The sequence below is a fragment of the Leisingera sp. ABM4_103 genome (assembly GCF_056158685.1).
Genome location: NZ_JBSWTU010000005.1, coordinates 1,754,233 through 1,778,607, shown reverse-complemented (window position 1 = coordinate 1,778,607; position 24,375 = coordinate 1,754,233). Strand labels below are relative to the sequence as shown.

Sequence of the window (24,375 nt, the reverse complement as noted above, 5' to 3'; positions counted from 1 at the left end):
AGCCTAGCACCCGCACAGCCATCCGCAACGGGGTGCGCCAAACGCAACCCTTGGCAGCGGCGGCGGAACCCCTTAACACATCTCTGCCAAGGGATGATGCAGCAATGAAGAAACAAGATATGAACCGCGATTGGATTGCCACCGCCGAAACCCTCTCCAGCGCGCTGCCGTATTTCCAGCGCTTTGCCGGGGCGATTGTCGTCATCAAGCTGGGCGGCCACGCCATGGGCAGCGACGAGGCGATGGACACCTTCGCCCGCGACATCGTGCTGATGCGGCAGGTGGGTGTGAACCCGGTGATCGTGCATGGCGGCGGGCCGATGATCAACGCGATGCTGGAAAAGCTGCAGATCAAGTCCGATTTCGTGAACGGCAAGCGGGTCACCGATGCCGCCACCATGGAAGTGGTGGAGATGGTGCTGTCCGGTGTCGTCAACAAGCGCATCGTGCAGGCGATCAACCGCCAGGGCGGCCGCGCGGTGGGGCTGTCGGGCAAGGATGCGAACCTGATCACCTGTGATCAGGCCGACCCGGACCTGGGCTTTGTCGGCGCGCCGGCCGAGATGGACCCCAAGGTGCTCTATGGCCTGTTTGAGAAGAACATGATCCCGGTGATCGCCCCGATCGGCGGCGGCCGCAATGGCGAGACCTTCAACATCAACGGCGACACCGCCGCCGGCGCCATCGCCAAGGCGCTGACCGCCGACCGGCTGCTGCTGCTGACCGATGTGGCGGGCGTCAAGAACGCCGAGGGCGACGTGGTGACTGAGCTGAAGGCGGCGGATGTCGAAGACATGACCGCCAGCGGCGTGATCGCGGGCGGAATGATCCCCAAGACAGAAACCGCGCTGGATGCGGTGCGCAACGGCGTGCGCGCCTGCACCATCGTCGACGGGCGGGTGCAGAACGCGGTGCTGCTGGAGCTTTATACCGACCACGGCGCGGGCTCGATGATCCGCGCCTGACGCGGCTGCCGCAAGGGGGCTGAGGGGCGCTGCCCCCGCCGCCTGCGGCGGCTCCCCCGGGATATTTTCGGCCAGATGAACAGGGGATCCCTGGTTCAGGCGGTGGGCTGCGGTGTTCGGAGTTGCTTTTTGCGGCTGCATGCGCATCGCTGAAGGCATGGAGCATGAAGTCCTGATCCGCCTTGCGGCCTTCCTGGGGCTGTTTGCGCTGTTTGCAGCGGCAGAGGCCTGGGCGCCGCGGCGCGCCCGGTGCCTGCCGCGGCAGCGGCGCTGGCCCGCCAACCTGACCATATCCGTTCTGAACGTCCTGACGCTGCGGGCGCTGGCGCTCGGGATGCCGCTGCTGGCGGCCGGGGCAGCGCTGGATGCGGCAGAGCACGGCTGGGGGCTGCTGAATGCGGTCCGCTGGCCCGGCTGGCTGGAAGTGCTGCTGGCGGTGCTGGTGCTGGATTTTGCGATCTGGCTGCAGCATCTGATCACCCACAAGGTGCCGCTGCTGTGGCGGCTGCACCGGGTGCATCACGCCGACCGCGACATGGATGTGACCACCGCAGTGCGGTTTCACCCGGTAGAGATTGCCCTGTCGATGCTGCTGAAGATTGGGCTGGTCTATCTGTTGGGGCCCTCGGCCCTGGCGGTGGTGCTGTTTGAAATCCTGCTGAACGGCACCGCGCTGTTCAATCATGCCAACCTGCGGCTGCCCCCCAGGGCAGACCGGCTGCTGCGGCTGCTGCTGGTGACGCCGGACATGCACCGGGTGCATCACTCGATCCATCGCCACGAGCATGACAGCAACTACGGCTTTGCCCTGTCGGTCTGGGACCGGATCTTTGGCACCTATACGGCGCAGCCCGGCCAGGGGCATGATGGCATGACCATAGGGCTGCAATGGCAGGACGGGCGGCCCGCGCGGCTGGGCTGGAGCCTCTTGCTGCCGTTCCGCCGCCGCTGAAACACAGGCAGGAAGACGCCGGCAGGCGGTTACGGGACGATTTTGCACTCTGGAAGGGCGCTGCACGCTGCTAGGCTCGCCTCATGCCACCGGACCGGATGCCGCAGATGACCCTGACCGACTTGCCAGATGCTCCCGCCCGGGGCGGGCCTGATTACGCGCAGATAGACGCGGCAGCCGCGCACTCCGGCCTCATGGTTCAGGGCGCGCTGCATCCGCGGCGCCGGCCCGTCAAAGCGCTGGAGGGCGGCACCCTGGTGCTGCTCGGCACGGCCCCGGCGTTCTGGCCCCGCTTCACTGCCAGCCAGGAGTACAGAGACGGCGCCCCGGACCCGGTGGACCGCTGGTCGCAGCGGGTGATCGGCGCCTTGGCAGACGCCCTGGGCGGCTGCGCGTATTACCCTTTTGGCGGGCCGCCCTACACGCCTTTCATCAACTGGGCGCTGGCTTCGGGGCGGTTTTTCACATCGCCGTCACAGATGATGGTGCATGATCAGGCTGGCATGCTGATCTCCTTGCGGGGGGCCCTTCACTTTGAACAGGAATTTGACATCCCCCCTCCGCCTTTGGCAAAGTCACCCTGCCACAGCTGCCGCTCCCGTCCCTGCCTGGCCGCATGCCCGGCCGCCGCACTGGCGGACGGGGGACCCTACGATCTGGCGGCCTGCCATGACTATCTCGATACCAGCGCAGGCGCCGGCTGCATGACCGGCGGCTGCCTTGCCCGCCGGGCCTGCCCGCTGAGCCGCACCGCCGGCCGGGATCCCGCCCAAACCGCACATCACATGAGGCATTTTCATCCGCAATGACCTGCACTTTGATCCTGACCCGCCACGCCAAATCCGCCTGGGACACCAATGTGCCCAGCGACCATGCCCGCCCGCTGAACAAGCGGGGCCGCCGCTCGGCCCCGGCCATTGCCGACTGGCTGCGCGGCAACGGCTACGTCCCGGATCAGGTGATCGCTTCCTCTGCGCAGCGCAACCGCGAGACGTATGAGCTGATGGAGCTGGGGGTGCCCGCGGCCTTTACCGAGCGCCTGTACCACGCCAATTCGGAGATCCTGTTCAAGGTGCTCAGTCAGGCCGAGCATCCCCGCGTGATGCTGATCGGCCATAACCCCGGCATTGCCGCCTTTGCCCATTCCATCGTGGCCACCCCGCCGGACCATGCCCGCTTTGACGATTACCCGACCGGCGCGACGCTGGTGGCGGAGTTCGATATCGGCAGCTGGAAGGACCTGAGCTGGAGCACCGGCAAACCGATAGATTTCGCCGTCCCGCGGGAGCTTCTGGGCGACTAGCGGCTGCGGCACGCTGGCGCATCCCGCGCGGGAGTCCCCTGGCACAGCTGCGCAGGCAGGCCTATATTTTCGGCCGGAGACACGCCTTGCGAGGACTGGAGAAGACCCATGCACCGCCGTACCCTGCTGCTGGCCGCAGCCGCCCTGCCCTTCGCCGCCCTTCCCGGCTTTGCCGCGCCGGCGGAGACCGTCCGCATCATGAAGTCGCCAACCTGCGGCTGCTGCACTGCTTGGGCCGACCGCCTGGCCGCCGCCGGTTTTCAGACTGAGGTGCGCAATGTGGCAGATGAGGAGCTGTGGGCCATAAAGGAACGGCTGGGGATCACCAGCGACTTGTCCTCCTGCCACACCGCCATGGCCGGCGGCTACGTGATTGAGGGCCATGTTCCGGCCGGGGATATCAAGCGTCTGCTGGCAGAGCAGCCCGCCGCCATCGGGCTGACCGTTCCGGGGATGCCGATCGGCTCGCCCGGGATGGAGATGGGGGATGAGCGCGAGGCGTTCGATACCCTGCTGATCCTGGCGGACGGCACCACCGAAGTCTTCGCAAGCCATTCCTGAACAAAAAAAGGCCGGGCATTGCGCCCGGCCTTTTTTGTCTTCCCAAGCCCCGCAGGGCGGGCAATTCCGCCCACCGCGGGTACGGCTGTCAGTGACCCAGGATCTGGCTGAGGAACAGCTTGGTGCGGTCGCTCTTCGGGTTGTTGAAGAACTCCTCCGGCTCGTTCTGTTCGACGATCTGGCCCGCATCCATGAAGATCACCCGGTTCGCCACCTGACGGGCAAAGCCCATCTCGTGGGTCACGCAGAGCATGGTCATGCCTTCTTCCGCGAGCTCGATCATGGTGTCCAGGACCTCCTTGATCATCTCCGGGTCGAGCGCCGATGTCGGTTCATCGAACAGCATGATGCGCGGCATCATGCAAAGCGAGCGCGCGATGGCCACACGCTGCTGCTGGCCGCCCGACAGCTGGCCGGGATACTTGTGGGCCTGATCCGGGATCTTGACCTTCTCCAGGAAATGCATCGCCCGGTCGATTGCCTCTTTCTTGGGGGTCTTGCGGACCCAGATCGGCGCCAGGGTGCAGTTCTCCAGGATCGTCAGATGCGGGAACAGGTTGAAGTGCTGGAACACCATGCCGACCTCGGAACGGATCTTGTCGATGTTCTTGAGGTCATTGGACAGCTCGGTGCCATCCACCACGATCTTGCCCTGCTGGTGCTCTTCCAGCGCGTTCAGGCAACGGATCAGGGTGGACTTGCCGGAGCCCGACGGGCCCGCGATGACGATCCTCTCGCCCTGGTTGACGGTCAGATTGATGTCGCGCAGCACGTGGAACGAACCGTACCACTTGTTCATGCCGGAGATTTCGATGGCGACCTCGTCGCTCACCTGCATTTTGGAGCGGTCGATTGCGCGGTCGGACATAAGTTCAGACATGTGTTGAACTCCTTAACGGTGATCGGTGGCGAGACGGCGCTCGAGCCACTGTGAATATTGAGAGATGCCGTAGCAGACGACAAAGAAGAGAAGCGCGGCAAAGCCCAGAAGCTCCCAGTACACCCCGTTCCACTCGGTGGAGGCGAGGATCGGGCCGCGGATCATGCCGACCAGGTCGAACATCGAGATGACCGAGACCAGGGTGGTGTCCTTGAACAGGCCCACGGCCACGTTCACGATGCCCGGGATGGAGATCTTCAGCGCCTGCGGCAGGATGATCAGCCGCATCGCCTGGGGGTAATCCAGGCCAAGGCTGTCAGCCGCCTCATACTGCCCCTTGGGAAGCGCAGCGAGACCGCCGCGGATCACCTCGGCGATATAGGCCGCGGAGAACATGGTGATCATGATCACCACGCGCAGGAACAGGTCGACCGTGCTTTCCGGCGGGAAGAAGTAGGCCAGCATCACCGATGCCACGAACAGCAGGGTGATCAGCGGCACACCGCGCACGAACTCGATGAAGATGACGCACATCCACTTGATCAGCGGCATGTCCGACTGGCGGCCCAGCGCCAGCGCGATGCCCAGCGGCAGCGACAGCGACACACAGGTCACGCCCAGCATCAGGTTCAGCATGAAGCCGCCCAGATCGCGCGAGGGCACCGGCGACAGCCAGGCGTTCTCCGAGGCGCCTTCCGGGATCAGCATTCCGCCGATGATCCAGACCGCAAACGCCGCTGCGATGGCCCCGAAGAAACCGATTGCAAAGCTGCTCTTGCCGAACTTCTGGAACACGGCCGCGGCCGCGGCAAAGCCCAGCAGCGCCACCACCGGCACCATCAGCGTGCCGCCCCAGATCAGCCAGAATGCCAGGAACGGGTAGACAGCGGTAAAGATCAGCAGTTTGCGCGGCAGGTCGAAAAACAGCACCGGCGCCGCCGCGACCAGCAGCAGAACCAGGGCGAGGTTGGGACGCCAATATGCGTCAGTGGGATACTTGAAGCCGTACAGCAGCTGGTTCCAGCGCTCGGTCAGCACCGAAAAACAGGCCCCGGCCTTGCCTTGCAGAACTTCACGGCATTCGGCCAGCGAGTTTGTGGTCCAAACCCCGTTCAGAATCCACGGCAGGGTGTTTTGCAGCACCATGTAGATCACTGCCAGCGCCACGATGGTAAGCGCGGAGTTCGCAGCATTGGAGAACAGGTTCTCGCGCAGCCATTTCACCACGCCGGTTTCCGACGCCGGCGGCGGGGCCGGCGGGATCTGGGTTTCGCGGACAAAGGCGACGGTTTGTGCGTGTGTATCGCTCATGTCTCAGCGCTCCTTCAGCTTCACAGATGCGTTGTAGACGTTCATCACCATCGAGATCACCAGCGAAGCCGTCAGGTAGAACAGCATCAGGAGCAGCACGCACTCAATGGCGCGGCCGGTCTGGTTCAGGGTGATCCCGCCAAGGGTCGCGGTGATATCCGCATAGCCCACGGCGATGGCGAGCGAGGAGTTCTTGGTGATGTTGAGGAACTGCGAGATCAGCGGCGGGATGATGACCCGCAGCGCCTGCGGCAGAACCACCAGGTTCATCACCCGGCGCGGGCGCAGGCCCAGCGCGGCCGCGGCCTCGGTCTGGCCCTTGGACACCGCCTGGATGCCCGCGCGGACGTTTTCCGCGATGAAGGCGCCGGTGTAGATCGACAGCGCGAACCACAGCGCGATCAGCGGGCCGCCAATCTTGATGCCGCCGCTGAAGTTGAAGCCCTTCAGCTCAGGGTATTCCCAGGTCAGCCCCATGATCAGTGTCAGCGCCAGGAACGGCACCAGCCAGGCTGCGAGGATCGGCAGCAGGGTCTTGGGGCGGACACCGGTGGCTTCCTGCTTGTGGTTGGCCCGGACGTTGATCTGATGCGCCACCACCCAGGACAGGCCAAAACCGGCCAGGATCAGCAGCCAGTTCATCGCGGTGCTGGCAAAGATCCCGTTCTGGAACCAGGGCAGCGGCGTGTAGATCCCGCGGTTGGTGAAGGCGAACGCATCGAACAGCATGCTTGCGGCCGGGTCGTCGCCCCGGAAAGCCCGCGGCCCCGGCAGCACTGCCGTCATGATGGTGAAGATGATGATGATCCAGATCAGCACCGGGATATTCCGGAAAATCTCCACGTAGACCGCCATCAGCTTGGAGACGAGCCAGTTGTTGGAGAGCCTCAGAACCCCTGCGATCACCCCGAAGACGGTTGCAGTGATACAGGCCAGGAAGGCGACGAGCAGCGTGTTCAGCAACCCGACCAGCGCGGCGCGCGCGTGGCTGGACTGGCTGTCGTATTCAACCAGGGTCTGGTTGATGTCGTATCCGGCCGAGTCGCCAAGGAAGGTGTAGGAAATATTGAGCCCGGCAGCCCGCAGGTTCTGGATCAGGTTGTTGCCCAGATACCAGATACACAGGGCCAGAACGATCGCCGCAATCACCTGGAAGGTCAGTGACCGGTAGCGCGTATCGTTAATGAGCATAGACAGCCGAAAACCTTCGTTCGGCGGGTCAGTAAGCGTTGACATGTATTGTGATCCCCTGGCTCCGGTTTTTTGTCCTGGCGGCGTTTATCGCCGCTCCGCAGTGGACCGGAGCTTTTTTCAGATAGGAAAAGGGCGCAGGAAATTCCTGCGCCCCTCCCGGTGGTATGTTTAGCGGAACGGCGGAGCGTACAGCAGGCCGCCTTCGGTCCACTGTGCGTTCAGGCCGCGGGCCAGGCCGACCGGAGTGTCTTCGCCGATGGTCTTGGCAAAGATTTCACCGTAGTTGCCGTTGGCTGCGACGGCTTTTTGCGCCCAGGTGGCATCCAGGCCCAGCATCTCGCCCAGGGTGCCTTCGCTGCCCAGCAGGCGGTTGATTTCCGGGTTGTCGGTGCCGGCTGCCATTTCGCTGATGTTGGCCGAGGTGATGCCCAGCTCTTCAGCTGCGATCAGCGACATCAGGGTCCAGCGGACAACGTCGCCCCACTCGTGGTCGCCATGGCGGACCAGCGGGCCCAGCGGCTCCTTGGAGATGATTTCCGGCAGGATCACGTGGCCCGACGGATCGTCGAAGGTGGCGCGGGTTGCGGCCAGGCCCGACGCGTCGGTGGTGTAGACGTCACAGGCGCCCGCCAGGTACTGCTGCTGCGCTTCGGCGTTGGTCTCGATCGGAACCGGCTCATACGAGATGTTGTTGGAGCGGAAGAAGTCCGCCAGGTTCAGCTCGGTGGTGGTGCCGGTCTGGATGCAGACGGTGGCGCCGTCCAGTTCCTTGGCCGAGGACACGCCCAGATCTTTCGGGACCATGAAGCCCTGGCCGTCGTAGTAGTTCACGCCCACGAATTCGAACTTCAGGTCGACGTCGCGCGAGAAGGTCCAGGTGGTGTTGCGTGCCAGCATGTCGATCTCGCCGGAGGCCAGCGCGGTGAAGCGGGTCTTGCCGGTGGTCGGCACGAATTCAACAGCGGTCGAGTCGCCCAGCACGGCTGCAGCCACAGCACGGCAGACGGCAACGTCAAAACCTTCCCATTCGCCATTCGCATTCGGGGCCGCAAATCCGACCAGGCCGGTGGTGACGCCGCAGTTCAGCTTGCCGCGGGCCTTCACGTCATCCAGCGTGCCGGCAGCAGCTGCGCCAGCCGCCAGACCAGCAACGGTCAGAGCGCCCAAAAATACGGTTTTTTTCATTTTTACCTCTTCCTGATAGTCCGCCTGTACGGCGGTTCTTATTACCCGGCGATCCCCCGCCGGAAATGAGACCGAAGAAGGGTTTACCCCTTTTTCGCGCCCAAGTGTGGGCGCATTCATCAACAAACGTCAAGTGCGGGATCAGGAATTTCGATGGGCGCAATGCGCACAAATGCCCCGGGAGTAAAAAATTTTACTCCTCGCGGGGCGAAATGGTAATTTTCTGTTCTCTCAGGAAAAATCAAAGAACCGTTTGGCGTGCAGAAATTCCTGCCGTTTGACTTCGGCGGCCGCCGCGGCCTCCTCGTCCTCGCCCCACTGCTCTTCCTGCCAGCGCTCGTCCAGCCGCGACAGCAGCCAGATCTCATCGGCGCTGCGCCAGCCGTGCGCGGCGGCAAATCCCAGGATCAAAGAGCCGGAAATCCCTACCAAATCGTGGAATGCAGCCAGCTGGAACGGGTTCATGGCAAGAACCTTGTCCGCCAGCGCTGCCAGCGCCGCGGCGTCCTGCGGCTGGTGCAGCACGCCGGTGCGCGGCTGCAGCCGCACCCCCAGCGCCTCTGCCGCCCAGTCCAGCGCCGGGTCCCATTCCTGCGCTTGACGCGACGTCAACTCAACCGGAGTGTCAGCGCGGTAGCACAGCAGATCGGAATCGCCGTATTCGGCCAGCATGGCGGCAACTTCGCTGTGCTGATGTGTCACCTTGTCAATCGCGGCGTTCGCAGAGCGGGTGCAGGGCATGGCAGACGGGTCAACTGATTCGGTCTGCGCATCCCACTCGGCGGCGATGGCCTCGGCCATCTCCCGCGTGGGCACCGCCAGCGGTGCCTTGGCCGGTGTCTTGACCCGGCGGCCGTCCAGCTCCACCGCGAACCCGTCACCGGTCTCTGCAACCGAAACCTCTTTCCAGAACCGTTTCTGCGCCCAGCCGCTCATCTCTTAGCCTTTCCAGATCTCTGCCAGCAGCGGGCGCAGCTCCGCGAAGTCGCGGATCAGGTAATCGGCGCCCAATGTCTCTGCCGGATGGTATCCCCAGGGCACGGCGATGGTGGTTACCCCCGCTGCGCGCCCCATCTCAATGTCAAACCGCGTGTCGCCGATCATCACGGTGCTTGCCCGGTCCACCCCGGTTTCCGCCATCGCCGTCAGCACCATCGAGGGGTGCGGCTTGGACGGGTGGTGATCGGCCACCTGCCGGGTCACGAAACAGTCAAGCCCGTGCGCCGCGATCAGCGCCTCCACCCCGCGCTGGGATTTGCCGGTGGCGACGCCCAGCAGGTACTCCGGCACCGCGTGCAGCTCCATTAGCGCCTCCCGCGCGCCGGGATAAAGCGGCGAATGCGCCGCGCCTGCCGCCAGGCGGGAGGCCATGTAGGAGGACTTGTAGCCCTCCACCAGCGTGTCAACGGTGGCGGCGTCCTGCTCCGGTGCCAGTTCCTGCATTGCCAGCGGCAGCGACAGCCCGACGATCGACAGAATCGCCTCGCGCTGCGGCACCTCCAGGCCGGCGCCCTGAAACGCCTCAGCCATCGCGCCGGTGATCGCCCCCTGGCTATCCGCCAGGGTGCCATCAACGTCAAACAGGATCAGCCGCAGCGGTGAGCTCACTTCAGATCCTCGAACGGGTCGTCGGCTGCCAGGTCCTCGGTCCAGCCGAATGTGTCCCAGCTTTCCTTCATATGCTCCGGCAGCGGCGCCACCACTGAGATCTGCTTATGCGTGACCGGGTGCTCAAACACCATCCGGCGCGCATGCAGGTGCAGCTTCTTGGAGATCACCCCGCCGATCTGCGCGCCCCAGCCGTCGCCCAGGTTCTCCTGGCCCGACCCGCCGTATTTGCCGTCGCCCGCAATCGGATGGCCCATGCCCGACATATGCGCGCGCAGCTGGTGGGTGCGGCCGGTGATCGGCTCCATCGCCACCCAGGCGGCGCGGCTGGCAACGCGGTAGAGCGTGGCATAAAGCGTATGCGCCCGCTTGGCACCGGGCGTGTCGTCGATGTCGCGCGGATGCACGTTGATCATCTTCTCGCCCTCGCCGGACTTGCCGTGGCCCGGCGCCTTCACCAGCCCGTTCTTGATCTCGCCCAGATAGGGCGTCGGCACACCGGCCACCAAGGCCCAGTAAATCTTGCGGGTGTTCTTGTGGCGGAAGGCGGCGGTCAGCGCCTGCGCCGCCTTTCGGTTGCGTGCCAGCACCAGCACGCCGGAAGTGTCCTTGTCGATCCGGTGCACCAGCTTGGGCTTTTCCTCCAGCCCGAACTTCAGCGCCTCGGCCAGCCCGTCCACATGTTTGGTGGTGCCGGAGCCGCCCTGCACCGCCAGCCCGGCGGGCTTGTTCAAAACGATCACATCATCGTCGCGGTAGATGACGCAAGACTGGATCATCCTGGCGTCCGCATCCGAAACCCGCATCTGGCGCGGCTCGGCCGGTTTCAGGTCGCTGTCCGCAAGCGGCGGCACCCGCACCACCTGCCCCGCCTCGACGCGGGTATTGGCCTTCACGCGGCCGCCATCCAGCCGCAGTTCGCCCTTGCGGCACATCTTCTCGATGCGGCTCTGGTTCACATGCGGAAACAGCCGCCGCAGCCAGCGGTCAATACGCTGGCCGCCGTCGTCTTCGCTGACGGTAATCATCTGAACGCCGCTCATGCGAACACTCCTCTTGCAGCCATCAGGCCCAGAAACAGACCGCCGACCGACAGGCCCACGGACAAACATACGTACAGCGCCGCCTGCCCGAAGGCGCCGCGCTCGATCAGGTTGGCGGTCTCCAGCGAGAACGCCGAGAAGGTGGTGAACCCGCCCATCAGCCCGGTCATCACCAGGGGGCTTGCCCACGTCAGGTCCCGCAAGGCCGCCGCCACCACGAACATCCCCATCAGGAAGGAGCCGAGGATGTTCACCGTCAGGATCGCCACCGGAAAGTCATGGTGCCCCAGGACCCGGATGATGCCCAGTCCGGCCAGATAGCGGCACACCGCCCCGATTGCGCCGCCAAGGGCCACCATGGAAACCGAAGAAATCATCCCCGTCCTGTCGCGCGGGTGCGCCGGGATGTCAAGTTTTCCCCGTATTGCAGCGCTTGCAAGGCTCCGCCCCCTGCCCCACTTGGAACATCAAAGGGATTTTCGGAAAGGATTTTATAATGCCCCTGCTGCGCCCGCTGGCCCTGGCTGCTGCCATGGCTGCCACCGCCGCCTCCGGCGGAGACATCGAAGACTCGCTGCAATCCGCCTTTGACGCGGGCAAACTGCCCGGCCTGCACGGCGTCCTGGTGCAGCGGCAGGGCGAAACCCTGGCAGAGATCTATTTCACTGGCCGGGATGAGCGCTGGGGCACCCCTCTGGGCAACCGCCAGTTCGGCCCGGAGGAGCTGCACGACCTGCGTTCGGTCAGCAAGAGCATTGTCAGCCTGCTCTACGGCATCGCGCTGGCGCAAGGGCTGGTGCCGCCGCCCGAGGCCCCGCTGCTGGCGCAGTTCCCGGAACATGCCGGTCTCGCCAGCCCGGAACGCGATGCGATCACGGTTGAGGATGCGCTGACCATGCAGCTGGGGCTGGCATGGGACGAAAGCCTGCCCTACAGCGACCCCAGGAACTCCGAGATTGCGATGGAACGGTCCGGCGACCGGATCCGCTATGTGCTGTCGCGCCCGGTTGCAGCCGCGCCCGGCACCCAATGGGTCTATTCCGGCGGCGCCACCGCGCTGCTGGGCGAGCTGATCACCCGCGGCAGCGGCATGGCGCTGGATGAATTTGCAGCCGAATACCTGTTCGCCCCGCTGGGTATTGACCGGGCGGACTGGGCAAACGGGCTGGACGGCAAACCCGCCGCCGCCTCCGGCCTGCGGCTGACGGCCCCGGGCCTGGCCCGGATCGGCGGGATGATCGCTGACGGCGGCCGCTACGGGGACAGGCAAATCGTGCCCGCTGCCTGGCTGGAGCAAAGCTTCACCCCGCAAGCCGATACCGGTGATCTGCGCTATGGCTACCAGTGGTGGCTGGCCCCGGAAGGCAACCCGCCGGTCTGGGCTTCGGGTTTTGGCAACGGCGGCCAGCGGCTGACCATCGGGCGGCAAACAGGCGCCGTGGTGGTGATCCAGGCGGGCAATTACAACCAGCCAGACGCCTGGCAGGTGCCGGTCGCGGTGCTTACCGAACACGTCCTGCCGAATCTGAGGCGCTAGCCGCCAGCCCCTTCATCTTTCTCCAAATACTCCCGCCGGAGGCAGCGGCTTTCCGGCGGGAAAGCCGCTTTACTTGTTCCGCTTCATCCTGAGGTTCGCGAAGTAGTCCGTGCGCCGTTTCAGCTCGCGCTCGAACCCCCGCTCCACCGGCTGGTACAGCACCGGCCGCTTCACCCCGTCCGGGAAGTAGTTCTGGCCGGAGAAGCCGTCCTCCGCGTCATGGTCATAGGCATAGCCGTCTCCGTAACCCTGCTCCGCCATCAGCTTGGTCGGCGCGTTCAGGATATGCTTGGGCGGCGGTGCGCTGCCGGTCTGTTTGGCCAGCCGCCGCGCCGCCTTGATGCCCACGTAAACTGCGTTGGATTTCGGTGCCAGCGCCAGATAGACCGCGGCATTGGCCAGCGCCAGCTCGCCCTCGGGGCTGCCGAGCCGCTCATAGGTTTGCCAGGCATTGAGGCAAACCGTGTTGGCCTGCGGGTCAGCCATGCCGATGTCCTCGGTCGACATCATTGTCAGCCGCCGGGCCAGAAACCGCGGGTCCTCGCCGCCCTCCAGCATCCGCGCCAGCCAATAAAGCGCCGCATCCGGGTCGGATCCGCGGATGGATTTGTGCAGGGCGGAGATCAGGTTGTAATGCTCGTCGCCGGACTTGTCGAACTTGGCCGCCCGGCGCATCAGCCGGGCCGACAGCGCCTCGCGCCCCAAGGGCGCCTCCACCTTCCAGGCGGCCACCTGCTCGATCAGATTGAGCAGTGCCCTTCCGTCTCCATCCGCCATCTCATGCAGCGCATCGCGGGCATCGCCATTCAGCGGCAGGGCGCGGCCCAGCTCCTTCTCGGCGCGCTGGGTCAGGCGTTCGAGATCAGCAAGCGACAGCCGCTCCAGCACCAGCACCTGGCTGCGGCTGAGCACAGCGGCATTGAGCTCAAACGAAGGGTTCTCGGTCGTCGCCCCGACCAGGAGGATGGTGCCATCCTCCATATGCGGCAGGAAGCCGTCCTGCTGGGCCTTGTTGAACCGGTGGATCTCATCCACGAACAGCAGCGTGCCCTGCCCGTTCTGGCGGCGGATCCTGGCGGCCTCAAACACCTTGCGCAGCTCCGGCACCCCGGTGAAGATCGCCGAGATCTGCACGAAATGCAGGTCGGTCTCCTTGGCCAGCAGCCGCGCGATGGTGGTCTTGCCCACCCCCGGCGGCCCCCAGAAGATCAGCGACGACAAGGAGCCCGAGGCCAGCATCACGCCCAGGGGCGCCTCCGGCCCCAGCACTTGGGCCTGGCCGATCACATCGCCCAGCGACTGCGGCCGCAGCCGGTCGGCCAGCGGCCGGTTCGGTGCGGGCTGCTGCGGATCGCTGTCCGCGGATGCGGGGCTGCCGAATAGATCTGCCATCAGAGCCGGAACCTCAGCGCCATATGGCGGCCGCGCCGGTTCAGATCCAGCTGGATCCAGCGGCCGCTGTCCGCAAGGATTGCATAAACATCGTCGGTGCTGGCCACCTGCTGGCCATTCACGGCGAGCAGCTGGTCCCCCGTCTGCACCCCGCCGCGCCCGGCATAGGGGCCGGGATCGGTGACCACCACGCCCTCCGCCGACAACGGCAGGCCGAGGCGGGCGATAACCTGCGGATTGATCCGCGCCACGGTCAGCCCGGGCAGCGCAGTCTTTTCATCCAGCTGCACCGGGTTGGCGGGCGGCTGGTCTGGCGCCACAATCATCGGCACCTCGATCTCCTGCCGTTCACCGCCGCGCAGGCGGGTGATGACGGACATATCCCCAAGCCCCGCAACCGACATGCGGAACACCATCTCGGACGGAGAGTTCACCACCTCGCCATCGACATGAGTGATCACGTCGCCGACCCGGAAACCGGCCTTGGCAAAGGGGCTGTCGCGGTGCAGGTCGGAGACCACCATGCCCTCCGGCAGCTCCATCCCCAGCGAAGCTGCCAGATCCGCATCCACCGGCTGCCCGGCCATGCCGGCCCAGGGGCGCTGGAATTCCTCCGCGCCATTGCGGGCCTGGTTGACAAACTCCGCCACCAGGTTGGCGGGAATGGCAAAGCCGATGCCGTTGGAGCCGCCGGAACGGGACAGGATGCGGGTGTTGATGCCAATGAGATCGCCATTGACGTCGATCAGCGCGCCGCCGGAGTTGCCCGGGTTGATCGGCGCGTCGGTCTGGATGTAGTAGCCAAAGCCGTCGCCCGCCCCCATGCCGGTGCGCGCGAGCCCTGAGATGATGCCGCTGCTGACGGTCTGCCCCACCCCGAACGGGTTGCCGATCGCCAGTGCCAGCTCGCCCACTTCGACCTGATCGCTGTCGCGCAGTTCCAGATACGGCAGGTCCTCGGCCTCTTCCAGCTGCAGGATCGCCAGGTCGCTGGCCTTGTCGCCCAGGATCACCCGCGCATTGTATTCGCGCCGGTCCGCGGTCACCACGCGGATTTCGGTGGCGCTGCCGACAACGTGGAAGTTCGACACCACGATGCCGTCCGCGGACAGGATCACACCCGACCCCAGCGAGTTCTCCACCCGCGGCTGCGGCTCGGCAAAGCCGCGGAAGAAATCATCGAAGAACGGGTCGTTCATGAACGGCGACCGGCGGCGCTGCTGCACCTGGCGCACCACCTTGGCGTAGATGTTCACCACCGCAGGCGCTGCCTCCTTGACCAGCGGCGCGAACCCCAGCGCAATCTCCGCCTGGCTCTGCGGCACCCGGGTTTCGGCGGCGGCAGGCAGGGCAAGAACGATGGCAAGGGCGGTCAGCGCGGGACGGATCATGGGGGCTCCAGCAGATGTTGCCCGAAGGATATGCGGAGTGCGCGCGCGGATTGCAAGACGGGAGAGGCCCCAGGCCGCTGCGGGGGCGCAGGGGCGCTGCCCCTCTTGGCCTGACGGCCAATTCACCCCGGGATATTCAGGGCCAGATGAAGCAGGCGGCCAAAAAGGCTCCGGCCTTTCATCTTTCCCCAAATACTCCCCGCCGGAGGCACGCGCCGCAAGGCGCGTTTCCTTGCGGCAGGTCTCAGGCCTCGGCCAGCTCCCCTTGCGCGGCAACGGCGCGGCGCTTGGCCACGGCTGCGGCCAGATGCTCCAGCTCTGCCACGGTGTCCTCCCAGCCGAGGCAGCCGTCGGTGACCGACTGGCCGTAGGTCAGCTCCCCCTTGCCCAGATCCTGGCGGCCCGCCACCAGGTGGCTTTCCACCATCACGCCGGTGATGCGGCCGTCGCCCGCGGCAATCTGGCCCGCTACATCGCGCAGCACGGCAGGCTGGCGCATCGGGTCTTTGCCGCTGTTGGCGTGGCTGGCGTCGATCATCACATGGCCGCGGATGCCGTCCTTCTCCGCCAGTTTGCAGGCCGCATCGACAGAGGCCGCGTCAAAGTTGGTGCCGCCGCCGCCGCGCAGGATCAGGTGGCCGTCCGGGTTACCGCTGGTGGCGGCAATCGCCGCGCGGCCCGATTTGGCCAGCGCCATGAAATGATGCGGATGCGCGGCCGAGCGCACCGCGTCCACCGCAATCTGCACATTGCCGCGGGTGCCGTTCTTGAACCCCACCGGGCAGCTGAGGCCCGACGCCATCTCGCGGTGGATCTGGCTTTCGGTGGTGCGGGCGCCGATGGCGGCCCAGGCCACCAGATCAGAGATGTACTGCGGCACCGCTGTATCCAGGAACTCGGTCCCGACCGGCAGGCCCAGGGCGTTGATGTCCAGGCACAGGCGGCGGGCCAGCCCCAGGCCCTCGTTAATGCGGAAGGAGCCGTCGAGGCCGGGGTCGTTGATCAGCCCTTTCCAGCCCGAGATGGTGCGGGGTTTCTCGAAGTAGACACGCATCACGATTTCCAGCTCTCCGGCCAGCCGGTCGCGCAGGGGGGCCAGGCGGCGGGCGTAGTCCATCGCTGCCTTGGGGTCGTGAACGGAGCAGGGGCCGACAACGGCAATCACACGGTCATCGCGGCCGTGCAGCACGTCCTGGATCGCGGTGCGGCTGGCCAGCACGGTCTCGGTGGCTGCTGACGTGCTGGGCAGCTGTGCGGCGAGGTCCTCGGGCGAGATCAGTTCCTGCATGCCGGTGATGCGGAGGTTTTCGGTCTGGGGTGTCATGTTTCAGCTTCCTTGGCGGGGGCCCTGGGCGCTGCGGCGGATACAAAAAAACCGCCTGCGGGCTGCGGGCGGTTGGTGGTATCCTGGTGCGTTCCGATGTCCTAACTCAGAATGCGCTGACCCCTCCGTCCGCCATGTGGCGCGGATAAAAGAAATACCAGAATGCGGCATAGGTACGGGTCATGGGCCGGACGCTAGCGGAGATTCGCCCCCCTGTCACCCCTGGAAATGGCAAATGGCCCTCCGCGCGGGAGGGCCAGTGCATGGCAGCGCAAGCGGATCAGAAGTCCTGCCAGAGGTCGCGGGCAGCGTTGCCCTCCCCCGCCGGGACCGCGGCCGGGGCCGGGCTGACCTCGATGTCCCAGTCGTCCCCGCCGTGGGCGGTTGGCGCCGGCGATGCCGGAGCCGCAGGAGCCGCAGGCGCGGCGGTGCTGCCGTCCACCTGAAAACGCGCCACCAGTTCGGCAAGCTTCATGGCGTCGGTATTCAGCATGTGGCCTGCCGCGGTCGCCTCTTCGACCATGGCCGCGTTCTGCTGAGTCACCTGATCGAGCTGGGTGACGCCAGTGTTGATCTCATGCAGGCCGGTGGACTGCTCCTCCGCTCCTTCGGCGATCTCCGACACCAGGCTGGAGATATGGCTGACCTGGCCCACGATGGACTGCAGCGCCTGGCCGGCGCGGCCGACCAGATCGACACCTTCCGCCACCTGTCGCGAACTGTCGCCGATCAGGGTCTTGATCTCCATCGCCGCATCCGAGGACCGCTGCGCCAGGGCGCGCACTTCCGATGCGACCACCGCAAAACCGCGGCCTGCCTCGCCCGCGCGGGCAGCCTCGACACCGGCATTCAGCGCCAGCAGGTTGGTCTGGAAGGCGATGTCGTCGATCACCGAGATGATCTGCGAGATCTTGTTGGAGCTGTCCTCGATACCGCTCATCGCGGTCACCGCGTCCTGCACCACCTCGCCGCTGCTTTCGGCCTCCTGGCGGGCCTCCCGCACGGTGGTCTCCACGTTGCGCGCGCCTTCGGCTGCCGAGCGCACGCTGGCGGTCAGCTCGTCGATTGCGGCGGCCGTTTCCTCCAGGGTCGCCGCCTGGCTTTCGGTGCGGTGCGACAGGTCGTCGGAGGCCTGGCTGATCTCAGCCGCGCCGTTGCGGATGCTGGCCGAAGCGCCGATCACCTCCTGCACGGTGGCGGTGAGGTTGTCGATGGAGCCGTTGAAGTCCGCCCGCAGCTGCTCGTATTCCTCCGGGAACGCCTCCTCGATACGGATGGTCAGGTCGCCGTGCGACAGGCGCGACAGGCGCTCGCTCAGCTGCTGCACCACGCCCGCCAGTTCAGCGTCCTTGCTTTCCGCCTTCTGCTTCTCCGCTTCTTGCATCCGCACCAGCTCGTCGCGGAACTTCTCCAGCGCGCGGGCCATGTCGCCAACTTCGTCGCCGCGGTGCTGGCCGTGGATCTCCACCGCGTTGTTGCCCTCGGCCAGGCCGCGCATCGACACCACGATACGGCGGATGCCGGAGGCGATGCCGGAGCTGGTGACCAGCGCCATAACCGCGCCAATCAGAATAGCCGCGCCGATAGCGGCGGGAATCATCATCCGGGTCTGGGCTGCGATGTCATCGCTGGCGGCGCGGCGGGCGGCCATGGTCTCAGCGCCGCGGGCCTGCAGCGAGGCCAGGCTTTCGCGGAACCGGTCGAAATACGCCTTGCCCTGCCCCTCGGCGACCCGGTCGGCCATGTCGTCCATGGTGGCCGCGCTGCCGATCACCCGGCGCAGCTGCAGCATCGGCACCACCACGTCATTGCGCCAGTTGCCGATGATCTCTGCCACCGTGTTCAGCCGGTTGGTCTGCATCAGCTTGTCCGTGAAGGCCACGCGCAGATCGGCCATGATCTCGTTGAAGCGCTCGTTGCCTTCCATATAGGGGTCCAGAAACGCCCGGTCGCCTGCCAGAAGGAAGCCGCGCACGCCGGTTTCCATGTCAACGGCGGCGGCCAGCAGGTCCTTGGCGGTGCTGATCACCTCATGGGCCTTCTCCACTTCCTCCAGGGAGGCGCTCAGATAGTCCGGATCGGCAATCCCCGCATTGACCAGCGAGGAGAAAATGTTGCGGCGGTTGGCCAGCTCCACTTCCTCGTCCGCGATGATCTTGCCGACTTCGGCGCGGAACTCATCAAACAGGATCCGGCCCTTGGATTCCTTCACCGCATCCGCCATGTCGTTCATGCTCATGGCGTCGCCGATTTCCCGGCGCAGTTCGATGGCGCCAGCGGCCACGTTCTCCTGCCAGCCGGTCAGGATCTGCTCCGCCTCCTGCAGGTCCGCCATCATTTGGGGATCATCAGCCGCCAGAGATTTCAGCGCCGTCAGCGCACGTGCCAGGTCGGTCTGGCCAGCCTCATAGGGTTCCAGAAACTCCTCCCGTCCGGCCAGCAGGTAGCCGCGCAGCCCGGCTTCCATATCCAGGGCGGCCACGGCCAGCGACTGCGCCTCGCTCAGGATCTTGCCGGTGTGGTCCACCGCCTTGGAGGTCTTTTCCATGCGGCCCAGGTCCACAACAGCCAAGACGCCGACGCCAAGCACCAGCAGCAAGGGAAACAGGGCCACCGAAACAATTTTCGCTTTGGTACTGAGATTTGCCAGTGAGAACCGCCTGGCCGCGGAGGTCTTATTCTTTTTCATCACATCCGATCCGGTTCTAAAGAGATGCGGCAGTGAAATCAGAATAAAATTACCATACTCTTTCAATTAGAATGTGAATTCTAAACATCCAGAGATTGTCGTCGCGTAACGAAAAACCCCCGCTCCGGGCGGAGCGGGGGCCAGATAGCCGAACCCTAAAGGGTCAGCGCGTCTTATTCGTCTGCTTCAGCAGCTGCTTCTTCTGCTTCCAGGCGGGCCTTGTCGGCAGCACCCTTGGCGGAAACGTCGCGGTCGACGAACTCGATGATGGCCATCGGAGCCATGTCGCCATAGCGGAAGCCGGCCTTCAGGACACGGACATAGCCGCCCTGACGGTCCTTGTAGCGCGGGCCCAGAACCTCGAACAGCTTCGCGACGTCCTTGTCCTCTTTCAGCTTGGCTGCGGCCTGACGGCGGGCGTGCAGGTCGCCGCGTTTCGCCAGGGTGATCAGTTTTTCAACGATCGGGCGCAGTTCTTTTGCCTTGGGCAGGGTGGTCTTGATCTGCTCGTGCTCGATCAGCGAGCCGGCCATGTTGGAGAACAGGGCCTTGCGGTGCTCATGAGTACGGTTCAGGCGGCGGTAACCACGTGCGTGACGCATTTTTCAGTTCCTTATCTTGCGTTTTGCTTTGTCAGGCGGCTGATGCGTGTCAGCTGCTCTCCTTGGGGCAGGTGCCCATGTCGTCCCCGGCAGGCCCGGGCATTGAAGAGGAGGGCCGGAGCCCTCCTCGAAAACCTTAGAAGCTGTCTTCGAACTTCTTGGCCAGATCTTCGATGTTGTCCGGCGGCCAGTCCTCGACATCCATGCCAAGGTGCAGGCCCATGCCCGACAGCACTTCTTTGATCTCGTTCAGCGACTTGCGGCCGAAGTTCGGGGTGCGCAGCATCTCCGCCTCGGTCTTCTGGATCAGGTCGCCGATATAGACGATGTTGTCGTTCTTCAGGCAGTTTGCCGAACGCACCGACAGTTCCAGCTCGTCCACTTTCTTGAGCAGAAGCGGGTTGAACTCGAGACCGTCGTCCTCGTCCTGGCGGCCGGCCGATTCCGGCTCGTCGAAGTTGACGAAGATCGACAGCTGGTCCTGCAGGATGCGGGCGGCAAAGGCCACGGCGTCATCGGGGGTGATGGAGCCGTCGGTTTCCACCTTCATGGTCAGCTTGTCGTAGTCCAGAACCTGGCCCTCACGGGTCGGCTGAACGTCATAGGAGACCTTCTTGACCGGCGAATAGATCGCGTCGATCGGGATCAGGCCGATCGGTGCGTCTTCCGGCTTGTTCTTCTCTGCCGAGACGTAGCCTTTGCCGGTGTTCACGGTCAGTTCCATGAACAGGTCGGCGCCATCGTCCAGGTGGCAGATCACGTGATCGCGGTTCAGAACCTCGATGCCGGCGGTCTCAGCAATGTCGCCTGCGGTGACGACTGCCGGGCCCTTGGCATTGATCGACAGGCGCTTGGGGCCTTCGACTTCCATGCGCAGGGAAACCTGCTTGAGGTTCAGGATGATGTCGGTGACGTCTTCACGCACACCGGCGACGCTGGAAAACTCGTGCAGGACGTTGTCGATCTGCACGCTGGTGATGGCGGCGCCTTGCAGCGAGCTCATCAGCACGCGGCGCAGCGCGTTGCCCAGGGTCAGGCCGAAACCGCGTTCCAGCGGCTCTGCAACAACGGTTGCCTGGCGTGCAGGATCGTTGCCCGGCTTCACTTCCAGCTGTGCCGGCTTGATCAGCTCTGCCCAGTTTTTGTGGATCATGCGTTCCCTCCATTCCTGTCCCTGCCCCATGTCCGGAAGGCCAAGGACGCCCGAGGTTTAAATGACGCACTGGGGCCCTGCGAATCAAGCGGGGCCCCAGCAGAATTTTGCGATTAGACGCGGCGGCGCTTCGGCGGGCGGCAGCCGTTGTGCGCGATCGGGGTCACATCACGGATCGAGGTGATGTTGAAACCGACGGCGGCCAGTGCGCGCAGTGCCGATTCACGGCCCGAACCGGGGCCCTGAACTTCGACTTCCAGAGTCTTAACACCGTGTTCCTGTGCCTTCTTGCCTGCATCTTCTGCAGCCATCTGAGCGGCATAGGGGGTCGATTTCCGCGAGCCTTTGAAGCCCATGGTGCCGGCGGACGACCAGGAGATCGCGTTGCCCTGCACGTCGGAGATCAGGATCTTGGTGTTGTTGAACGAAGAGTTCACGTGAGCAACGCCGGAGGCGATGTTCTTGCGCTCTTTACGCTTAATGCGGGATTTATCGCGTGCCATTGATCAAGCCTCCCTTACTTCTTCTTGCCGGCGATCGGCTTCGCCGGGCCCTTGCGGGTGCGGGCGTTGGTATGGGTACGCTGACCGCGGACCGGCAGGTTGCGGCGGTGGCGCAGGCCACGGTAGCAGCCGAGGTCCATCAGGCGCTTGATGTTCATCTGAACTTCACGGCGCAGGTCGCCTTCGACGGTGTAGTTGGCGTCGATGTGCTCGCGCACGGCCAGGACTTCAGCGTCGGAGAGTTCGTTCACACGGCGGGTCGGGTCGATGCCCACGGCGTCGCAGATCGCTTTCGCCGAGGTGTTGCCGATACCGGTGATATAGGTGAGGGCGATGGGAACCCGCTTTGCAGTCGGGATGTTAACGCCGGCAATACGTGCCACGTGTCACTTTCCTTTTCGTTGCGGTTCCGTAGTTCCGGAACCTTTTTTCACAACACTTGACCGTGGCAGTGTGGCCAGAGGGTCCAGCATTTCGAGGTGGTAAGGCAGACAGACGAATCCGCCCGCCGGGAATCATTCCCAGAAGGGATGGGGTTGCCTATGTGGAATTGCCGCGGGGGTCAACCCCGTGTTCCGCGAAAACGCCCTCCCCCCCCTGGCCCCTGGCCCTTCGGCCTTTAAAAAAGAAAATGCCCCGTGCCATCGGGGCACGGGGCATTTCAATCCGGTAGACGGCGGCTCACTCGCCCATGATCCACGCCATGTTCTGGCGCACTTCGTCGATCGAGGCGAGGCCGTCGATGCGCTGCAGGTTGCCCTTGGCATAGTAGTAGCCGATCAGCGGCGAGGTCTTCTTGTAGTATTCCATCAAGCGGGTCTTGAGGCTGTCCTCATTGTCATCCGCCCGGCGCTTGACCTCGGTGGAGCCGCAGTTGGCGCATTTGCCGTCGGCGGGCCAGGGCTTGGTCTGGTCGTGGTAGACCTCGCCGCAGCCGCCGCAGGTAGAGCGGCCGGTGATGCGGGCGACCAGCGCCTCGTCATCGACCTGCATCTCGATCACCGCGTCGAGCTTGAGATCCATCTCCTCCAGCAGCTTGGCCAGCGCATCAGCCTGGGCCAGGGTGCGCGGGAAGCCGTCGAAGATGAAACCGCCCTCGGCGCCGCCCTGCAGCTTCTCGCGGATCAGGCCGATCACGATCTGGTCGGTGACCAGCTTGCCTTCGGCCATGATGGCGGCAACCTTCTTGCCCATCTCGGTGCCCGAGGTCTGGGCCTCGCGCAGCATGTCACCAGTGCTGAGCTGCACCATGCCGCGGCTTTCCACAAGGTAGCGCGCCTGCGTACCTTTGCCCGCCCCCGGCGGGCCAAGGAGAATAATGTTGGTCATCGGCGAGAGGGTCCCCGTTTTGTCCGTTTCTTGTTGCGCCCGCGCAGCTGGCTCTTCTCGATAAGGCCCTCATACTGATGCGCGAGGAGGTGGCTTTGCACCTGCTGGATTGTGTCCATGGTGACGGATACCACAATCAGAACGGACGTGCCGCCAAAATAAACCGGGATGGCGAATTGGCCGCGGAGGACCTCCGGCAGGAGGCAGACCAGCGCCAGATAGGCCGAGCCCAGAACCAGCACGCGGTTGACCACATACTCGATGTATTCAGCGGTCTTCTTGCCGGGGCGGATGCCGGGGACAAAGCCGTTCTGGTTCTTCAGGTTGTTCGCCACGTCCTCCGGTTTGAAGGAGACGTTGAAGGTGTAGAAGTAGGCGAAGAACACGATCATCACGACGAAGAACAGCAGGTACAGCGGCTGGCCGGGGCCGAAGTTGGCCAGCAGCCAGGACATCACCGGACCGGTCGCCGCACCCGAGGAGAACGCCGAGATGGTGGTCGGCAGCAGCAGCAGCGAGGAGGCGAAGATCGCCGGGATCACACCCGCCGGGTTCACCTTGACCGGCAGATGCGAGGAACCGCCGTCATAGACCTTCATGCCGACCTGGCGGCGCGGGTACTGGATGTGGATCTTGCGCAGCGCGCGTTCCATGAACACCACGAACATGATCACCGCGACGACCATCAGGATCACGCCGATGATCACGGCCGGGCTGATCGCGCCGGAGCGGCCGGAGGCGAAGAACTGGGCAATCGCAGCCGGAACCTCGGCAATAATGCCGACGAAGATGATCAGCGAGATGCCGTTGCCGATGCCGCGCTGGGTGATCTGCTCGCCCAGCCACATCAGGAACATGGTGCCGCCGACCAGGGTGATCATGCAGGCCATGCGGAAATACATGCCCGGATCGGTCGCCAGGTCGCCCTGCTCCAGCGACACGGCCAGGCCATAGGCCTGCGCAGTCGCCAGCGCCACGGTGCCATAGCGGGTGTACTGGTTGATCTTCTTGCGGCCCTGCTCGCCCTCTTTCTTGAGCTGCTCAAGCGAGGGCACCATCGAGGTCAGAAGCTGAACGATAATGGAGGCGGAGATATAGGGCATGATGCCAAGGGCAAAAATCCCCATCCGGCCAAGCGCGCCGCCGGTGAACATCGACACCATGCCGCCGATGCCCTGGCCTGCCTGCTCCATGAACTGGCGCAGGGCGGCTGCGTCGATTCCCGGAACCGGAATGAAGGTGCCCAGGCGGTAGACAATCAAAAGGCCGATGGTGAACAGGATGCGGTTGCGCAGATCCGTGGCCTTGCCAAGGGCAGCCCAGCTGGTGTTCGCCGCCATTTGTTCTGCTGCTGATACCATGAAAAGGTCTCTTCTTTAGCGAAACGCCGCCCGGAACCGTTTTCCGGCTCGGGCGGCGTTCTAGGAAAACTTAGGACTATGTAAGCGGCATT

The 24,375-nt window shown here is 64.7% G+C and carries 24 protein-coding genes; 6 read left to right on the top strand and 18 right to left on the bottom strand.

Annotated elements, in window-relative coordinates; genetic code table 11:
* Nucleotides 1-104: 104 nt before the first annotated feature.
* The 5 genes from argB to ACXAED_RS10245 all read left to right on the top strand — a co-directional run bounded on the left by argB (nucleotide 105) and on the right by ACXAED_RS10245 (nucleotide 3,781).
* A complete protein-coding gene (gene argB, locus ACXAED_RS10265; protein ID WP_475049355.1) occupies nucleotides 105-965 on the top strand; it encodes an acetylglutamate kinase in 861 nt (286 codons plus the stop codon).
* A 157-nt stretch (nucleotides 966-1,122) separates the two neighbouring features.
* Complete coding sequence (locus ACXAED_RS10260; RefSeq protein ID WP_475053084.1) at nucleotides 1,123-1,917, top strand: sterol desaturase family protein; 795 nt, start codon at nucleotides 1,123-1,125, stop codon at nucleotides 1,915-1,917.
* 107 nt (nucleotides 1,918-2,024) lie between these two features.
* A complete protein-coding gene (locus ACXAED_RS10255; RefSeq protein ID WP_475049353.1) occupies nucleotides 2,025-2,726 on the top strand; it encodes a ferredoxin in 702 nt (233 codons plus the stop codon).
* The gene (locus ACXAED_RS10250) at nucleotides 2,723-3,220 is read left to right on the top strand and encodes a SixA phosphatase family protein (RefSeq protein WP_475049351.1); all 498 of its coding nucleotides are present in this window, start codon (nucleotides 2,723-2,725) and stop codon (nucleotides 3,218-3,220) included. Before ACXAED_RS10255 ends, ACXAED_RS10250 begins: the two co-directional genes overlap by 4 nt.
* Before the next feature lie 108 nt (nucleotides 3,221-3,328).
* On the top strand, nucleotides 3,329-3,781 hold the full coding sequence (locus ACXAED_RS10245) for a DUF411 domain-containing protein (protein WP_475049350.1): 453 nt from the start codon (nucleotides 3,329-3,331) through the stop codon (nucleotides 3,779-3,781).
* 88 nt (nucleotides 3,782-3,869) lie between these two features.
* Here ACXAED_RS10245 and ACXAED_RS10240 read toward each other — a convergent pair whose 3' ends face one another.
* The 8 genes from ACXAED_RS10240 to crcB all read right to left on the bottom strand — a co-directional run bounded on the left by ACXAED_RS10240 (nucleotide 3,870) and on the right by crcB (nucleotide 11,379).
* Nucleotides 3,870-4,661, bottom strand: coding sequence for an amino acid ABC transporter ATP-binding protein (locus tag ACXAED_RS10240; protein ID WP_475049347.1), 792 nt, complete (start codon nucleotides 4,659-4,661; stop codon nucleotides 3,870-3,872).
* A gap of 12 nt (nucleotides 4,662-4,673) precedes the next feature.
* Nucleotides 4,674-5,972 (bottom strand): amino acid ABC transporter permease, encoded by a 1,299-nt coding sequence (locus ACXAED_RS10235; protein WP_475049346.1) that lies wholly within the window; start codon nucleotides 5,970-5,972, stop codon nucleotides 4,674-4,676.
* A 3-nt stretch (nucleotides 5,973-5,975) separates the two neighbouring features.
* Nucleotides 5,976-7,208 carry an amino acid ABC transporter permease gene (locus tag ACXAED_RS10230; protein ID WP_475049344.1) on the bottom strand — a complete coding sequence of 411 codons (1,233 nt, stop codon included), beginning with the start codon at nucleotides 7,206-7,208 and terminating at the stop codon, nucleotides 5,976-5,978.
* A 126-nt stretch (nucleotides 7,209-7,334) separates the two neighbouring features.
* Nucleotides 7,335-8,351: an amino acid ABC transporter substrate-binding protein gene (locus ACXAED_RS10225; protein ID WP_475049341.1), complete on the bottom strand. Its 1,017-nt coding sequence runs from the start codon at nucleotides 8,349-8,351 to the stop codon at nucleotides 7,335-7,337.
* 231 nt (nucleotides 8,352-8,582) lie between these two features.
* Nucleotides 8,583-9,287, bottom strand: coding sequence for an ATP12 family chaperone protein (locus ACXAED_RS10220; RefSeq protein ID WP_475049339.1), 705 nt, complete (start codon nucleotides 9,285-9,287; stop codon nucleotides 8,583-8,585).
* Between the two features lie 3 nt (nucleotides 9,288-9,290).
* Nucleotides 9,291-9,959, bottom strand: a complete 669-nt coding sequence (locus ACXAED_RS10215; RefSeq protein WP_475049336.1) for an HAD-IA family hydrolase — start codon at nucleotides 9,957-9,959, stop codon at nucleotides 9,291-9,293.
* On the bottom strand, nucleotides 9,956-11,002 hold the full coding sequence (locus ACXAED_RS10210; RefSeq protein WP_475049335.1) for an RluA family pseudouridine synthase: 1,047 nt from the start codon (nucleotides 11,000-11,002) through the stop codon (nucleotides 9,956-9,958). The genes ACXAED_RS10215 and ACXAED_RS10210 overlap by 4 nt, the downstream gene beginning before the upstream one ends.
* The gene (gene crcB, locus ACXAED_RS10205; protein WP_475049334.1) at nucleotides 10,999-11,379 is read right to left on the bottom strand and encodes a fluoride efflux transporter CrcB; all 381 of its coding nucleotides are present in this window, start codon (nucleotides 11,377-11,379) and stop codon (nucleotides 10,999-11,001) included. The genes ACXAED_RS10210 and crcB overlap by 4 nt, the downstream gene beginning before the upstream one ends.
* A gap of 119 nt (nucleotides 11,380-11,498) precedes the next feature.
* On the opposite strand from crcB, the gene ACXAED_RS10200 reads away from it, so the two are divergent.
* The gene (locus ACXAED_RS10200) at nucleotides 11,499-12,539 is read left to right on the top strand and encodes a serine hydrolase domain-containing protein (protein WP_475049331.1); all 1,041 of its coding nucleotides are present in this window, start codon (nucleotides 11,499-11,501) and stop codon (nucleotides 12,537-12,539) included.
* Between the two features lie 69 nt (nucleotides 12,540-12,608).
* Here ACXAED_RS10200 and ACXAED_RS10195 read toward each other — a convergent pair whose 3' ends face one another.
* From ACXAED_RS10195 to secY, 10 genes are all read right to left on the bottom strand, one after another.
* Nucleotides 12,609-13,931: a replication-associated recombination protein A gene (locus ACXAED_RS10195; protein ID WP_475049330.1), complete on the bottom strand. Its 1,323-nt coding sequence runs from the start codon at nucleotides 13,929-13,931 to the stop codon at nucleotides 12,609-12,611.
* Complete coding sequence (locus ACXAED_RS10190; RefSeq protein ID WP_475049328.1) at nucleotides 13,931-15,322, bottom strand: trypsin-like peptidase domain-containing protein; 1,392 nt, start codon at nucleotides 15,320-15,322, stop codon at nucleotides 13,931-13,933. Before ACXAED_RS10190 ends, ACXAED_RS10195 begins: the two co-directional genes overlap by 1 nt.
* 244 nt (nucleotides 15,323-15,566) lie before the next feature.
* Nucleotides 15,567-16,646, bottom strand: coding sequence for a 3-deoxy-7-phosphoheptulonate synthase (locus ACXAED_RS10185; protein ID WP_475049326.1), 1,080 nt, complete (start codon nucleotides 16,644-16,646; stop codon nucleotides 15,567-15,569).
* 280 nt (nucleotides 16,647-16,926) lie between these two features.
* Nucleotides 16,927-19,335, bottom strand: coding sequence for a CHASE3 domain-containing protein (locus tag ACXAED_RS10180; protein ID WP_475049324.1), 2,409 nt, complete (start codon nucleotides 19,333-19,335; stop codon nucleotides 16,927-16,929).
* 173 nt (nucleotides 19,336-19,508) lie between these two features.
* A complete protein-coding gene (gene rplQ, locus ACXAED_RS10175) occupies nucleotides 19,509-19,937 on the bottom strand; it encodes a 50S ribosomal protein L17 (protein ID WP_065268162.1) in 429 nt (142 codons plus the stop codon).
* Nucleotides 19,938-20,073: 136 nt separating this feature from the next.
* On the bottom strand, nucleotides 20,074-21,090 hold the full coding sequence (locus tag ACXAED_RS10170; RefSeq protein ID WP_475049322.1) for a DNA-directed RNA polymerase subunit alpha: 1,017 nt from the start codon (nucleotides 21,088-21,090) through the stop codon (nucleotides 20,074-20,076).
* A 113-nt stretch (nucleotides 21,091-21,203) separates the two neighbouring features.
* A complete protein-coding gene (rpsK, locus tag ACXAED_RS10165; RefSeq protein WP_027235523.1) occupies nucleotides 21,204-21,593 on the bottom strand; it encodes a 30S ribosomal protein S11 in 390 nt (129 codons plus the stop codon).
* A 14-nt stretch (nucleotides 21,594-21,607) separates the two neighbouring features.
* Nucleotides 21,608-21,976 carry a 30S ribosomal protein S13 gene (gene rpsM, locus ACXAED_RS10160; protein ID WP_008557298.1) on the bottom strand — a complete coding sequence of 123 codons (369 nt, stop codon included), beginning with the start codon at nucleotides 21,974-21,976 and terminating at the stop codon, nucleotides 21,608-21,610.
* A gap of 298 nt (nucleotides 21,977-22,274) precedes the next feature.
* Nucleotides 22,275-22,922, bottom strand: a complete 648-nt coding sequence (locus ACXAED_RS10155) for an adenylate kinase (RefSeq protein ID WP_421056217.1) — start codon at nucleotides 22,920-22,922, stop codon at nucleotides 22,275-22,277.
* Nucleotides 22,919-24,283 carry a preprotein translocase subunit SecY gene (gene secY / locus ACXAED_RS10150; RefSeq protein WP_475049318.1) on the bottom strand — a complete coding sequence of 455 codons (1,365 nt, stop codon included), beginning with the start codon at nucleotides 24,281-24,283 and terminating at the stop codon, nucleotides 22,919-22,921. The genes ACXAED_RS10155 and secY overlap by 4 nt, the downstream gene beginning before the upstream one ends.
* Nucleotides 24,284-24,375 lie beyond the last annotated feature (92 nt).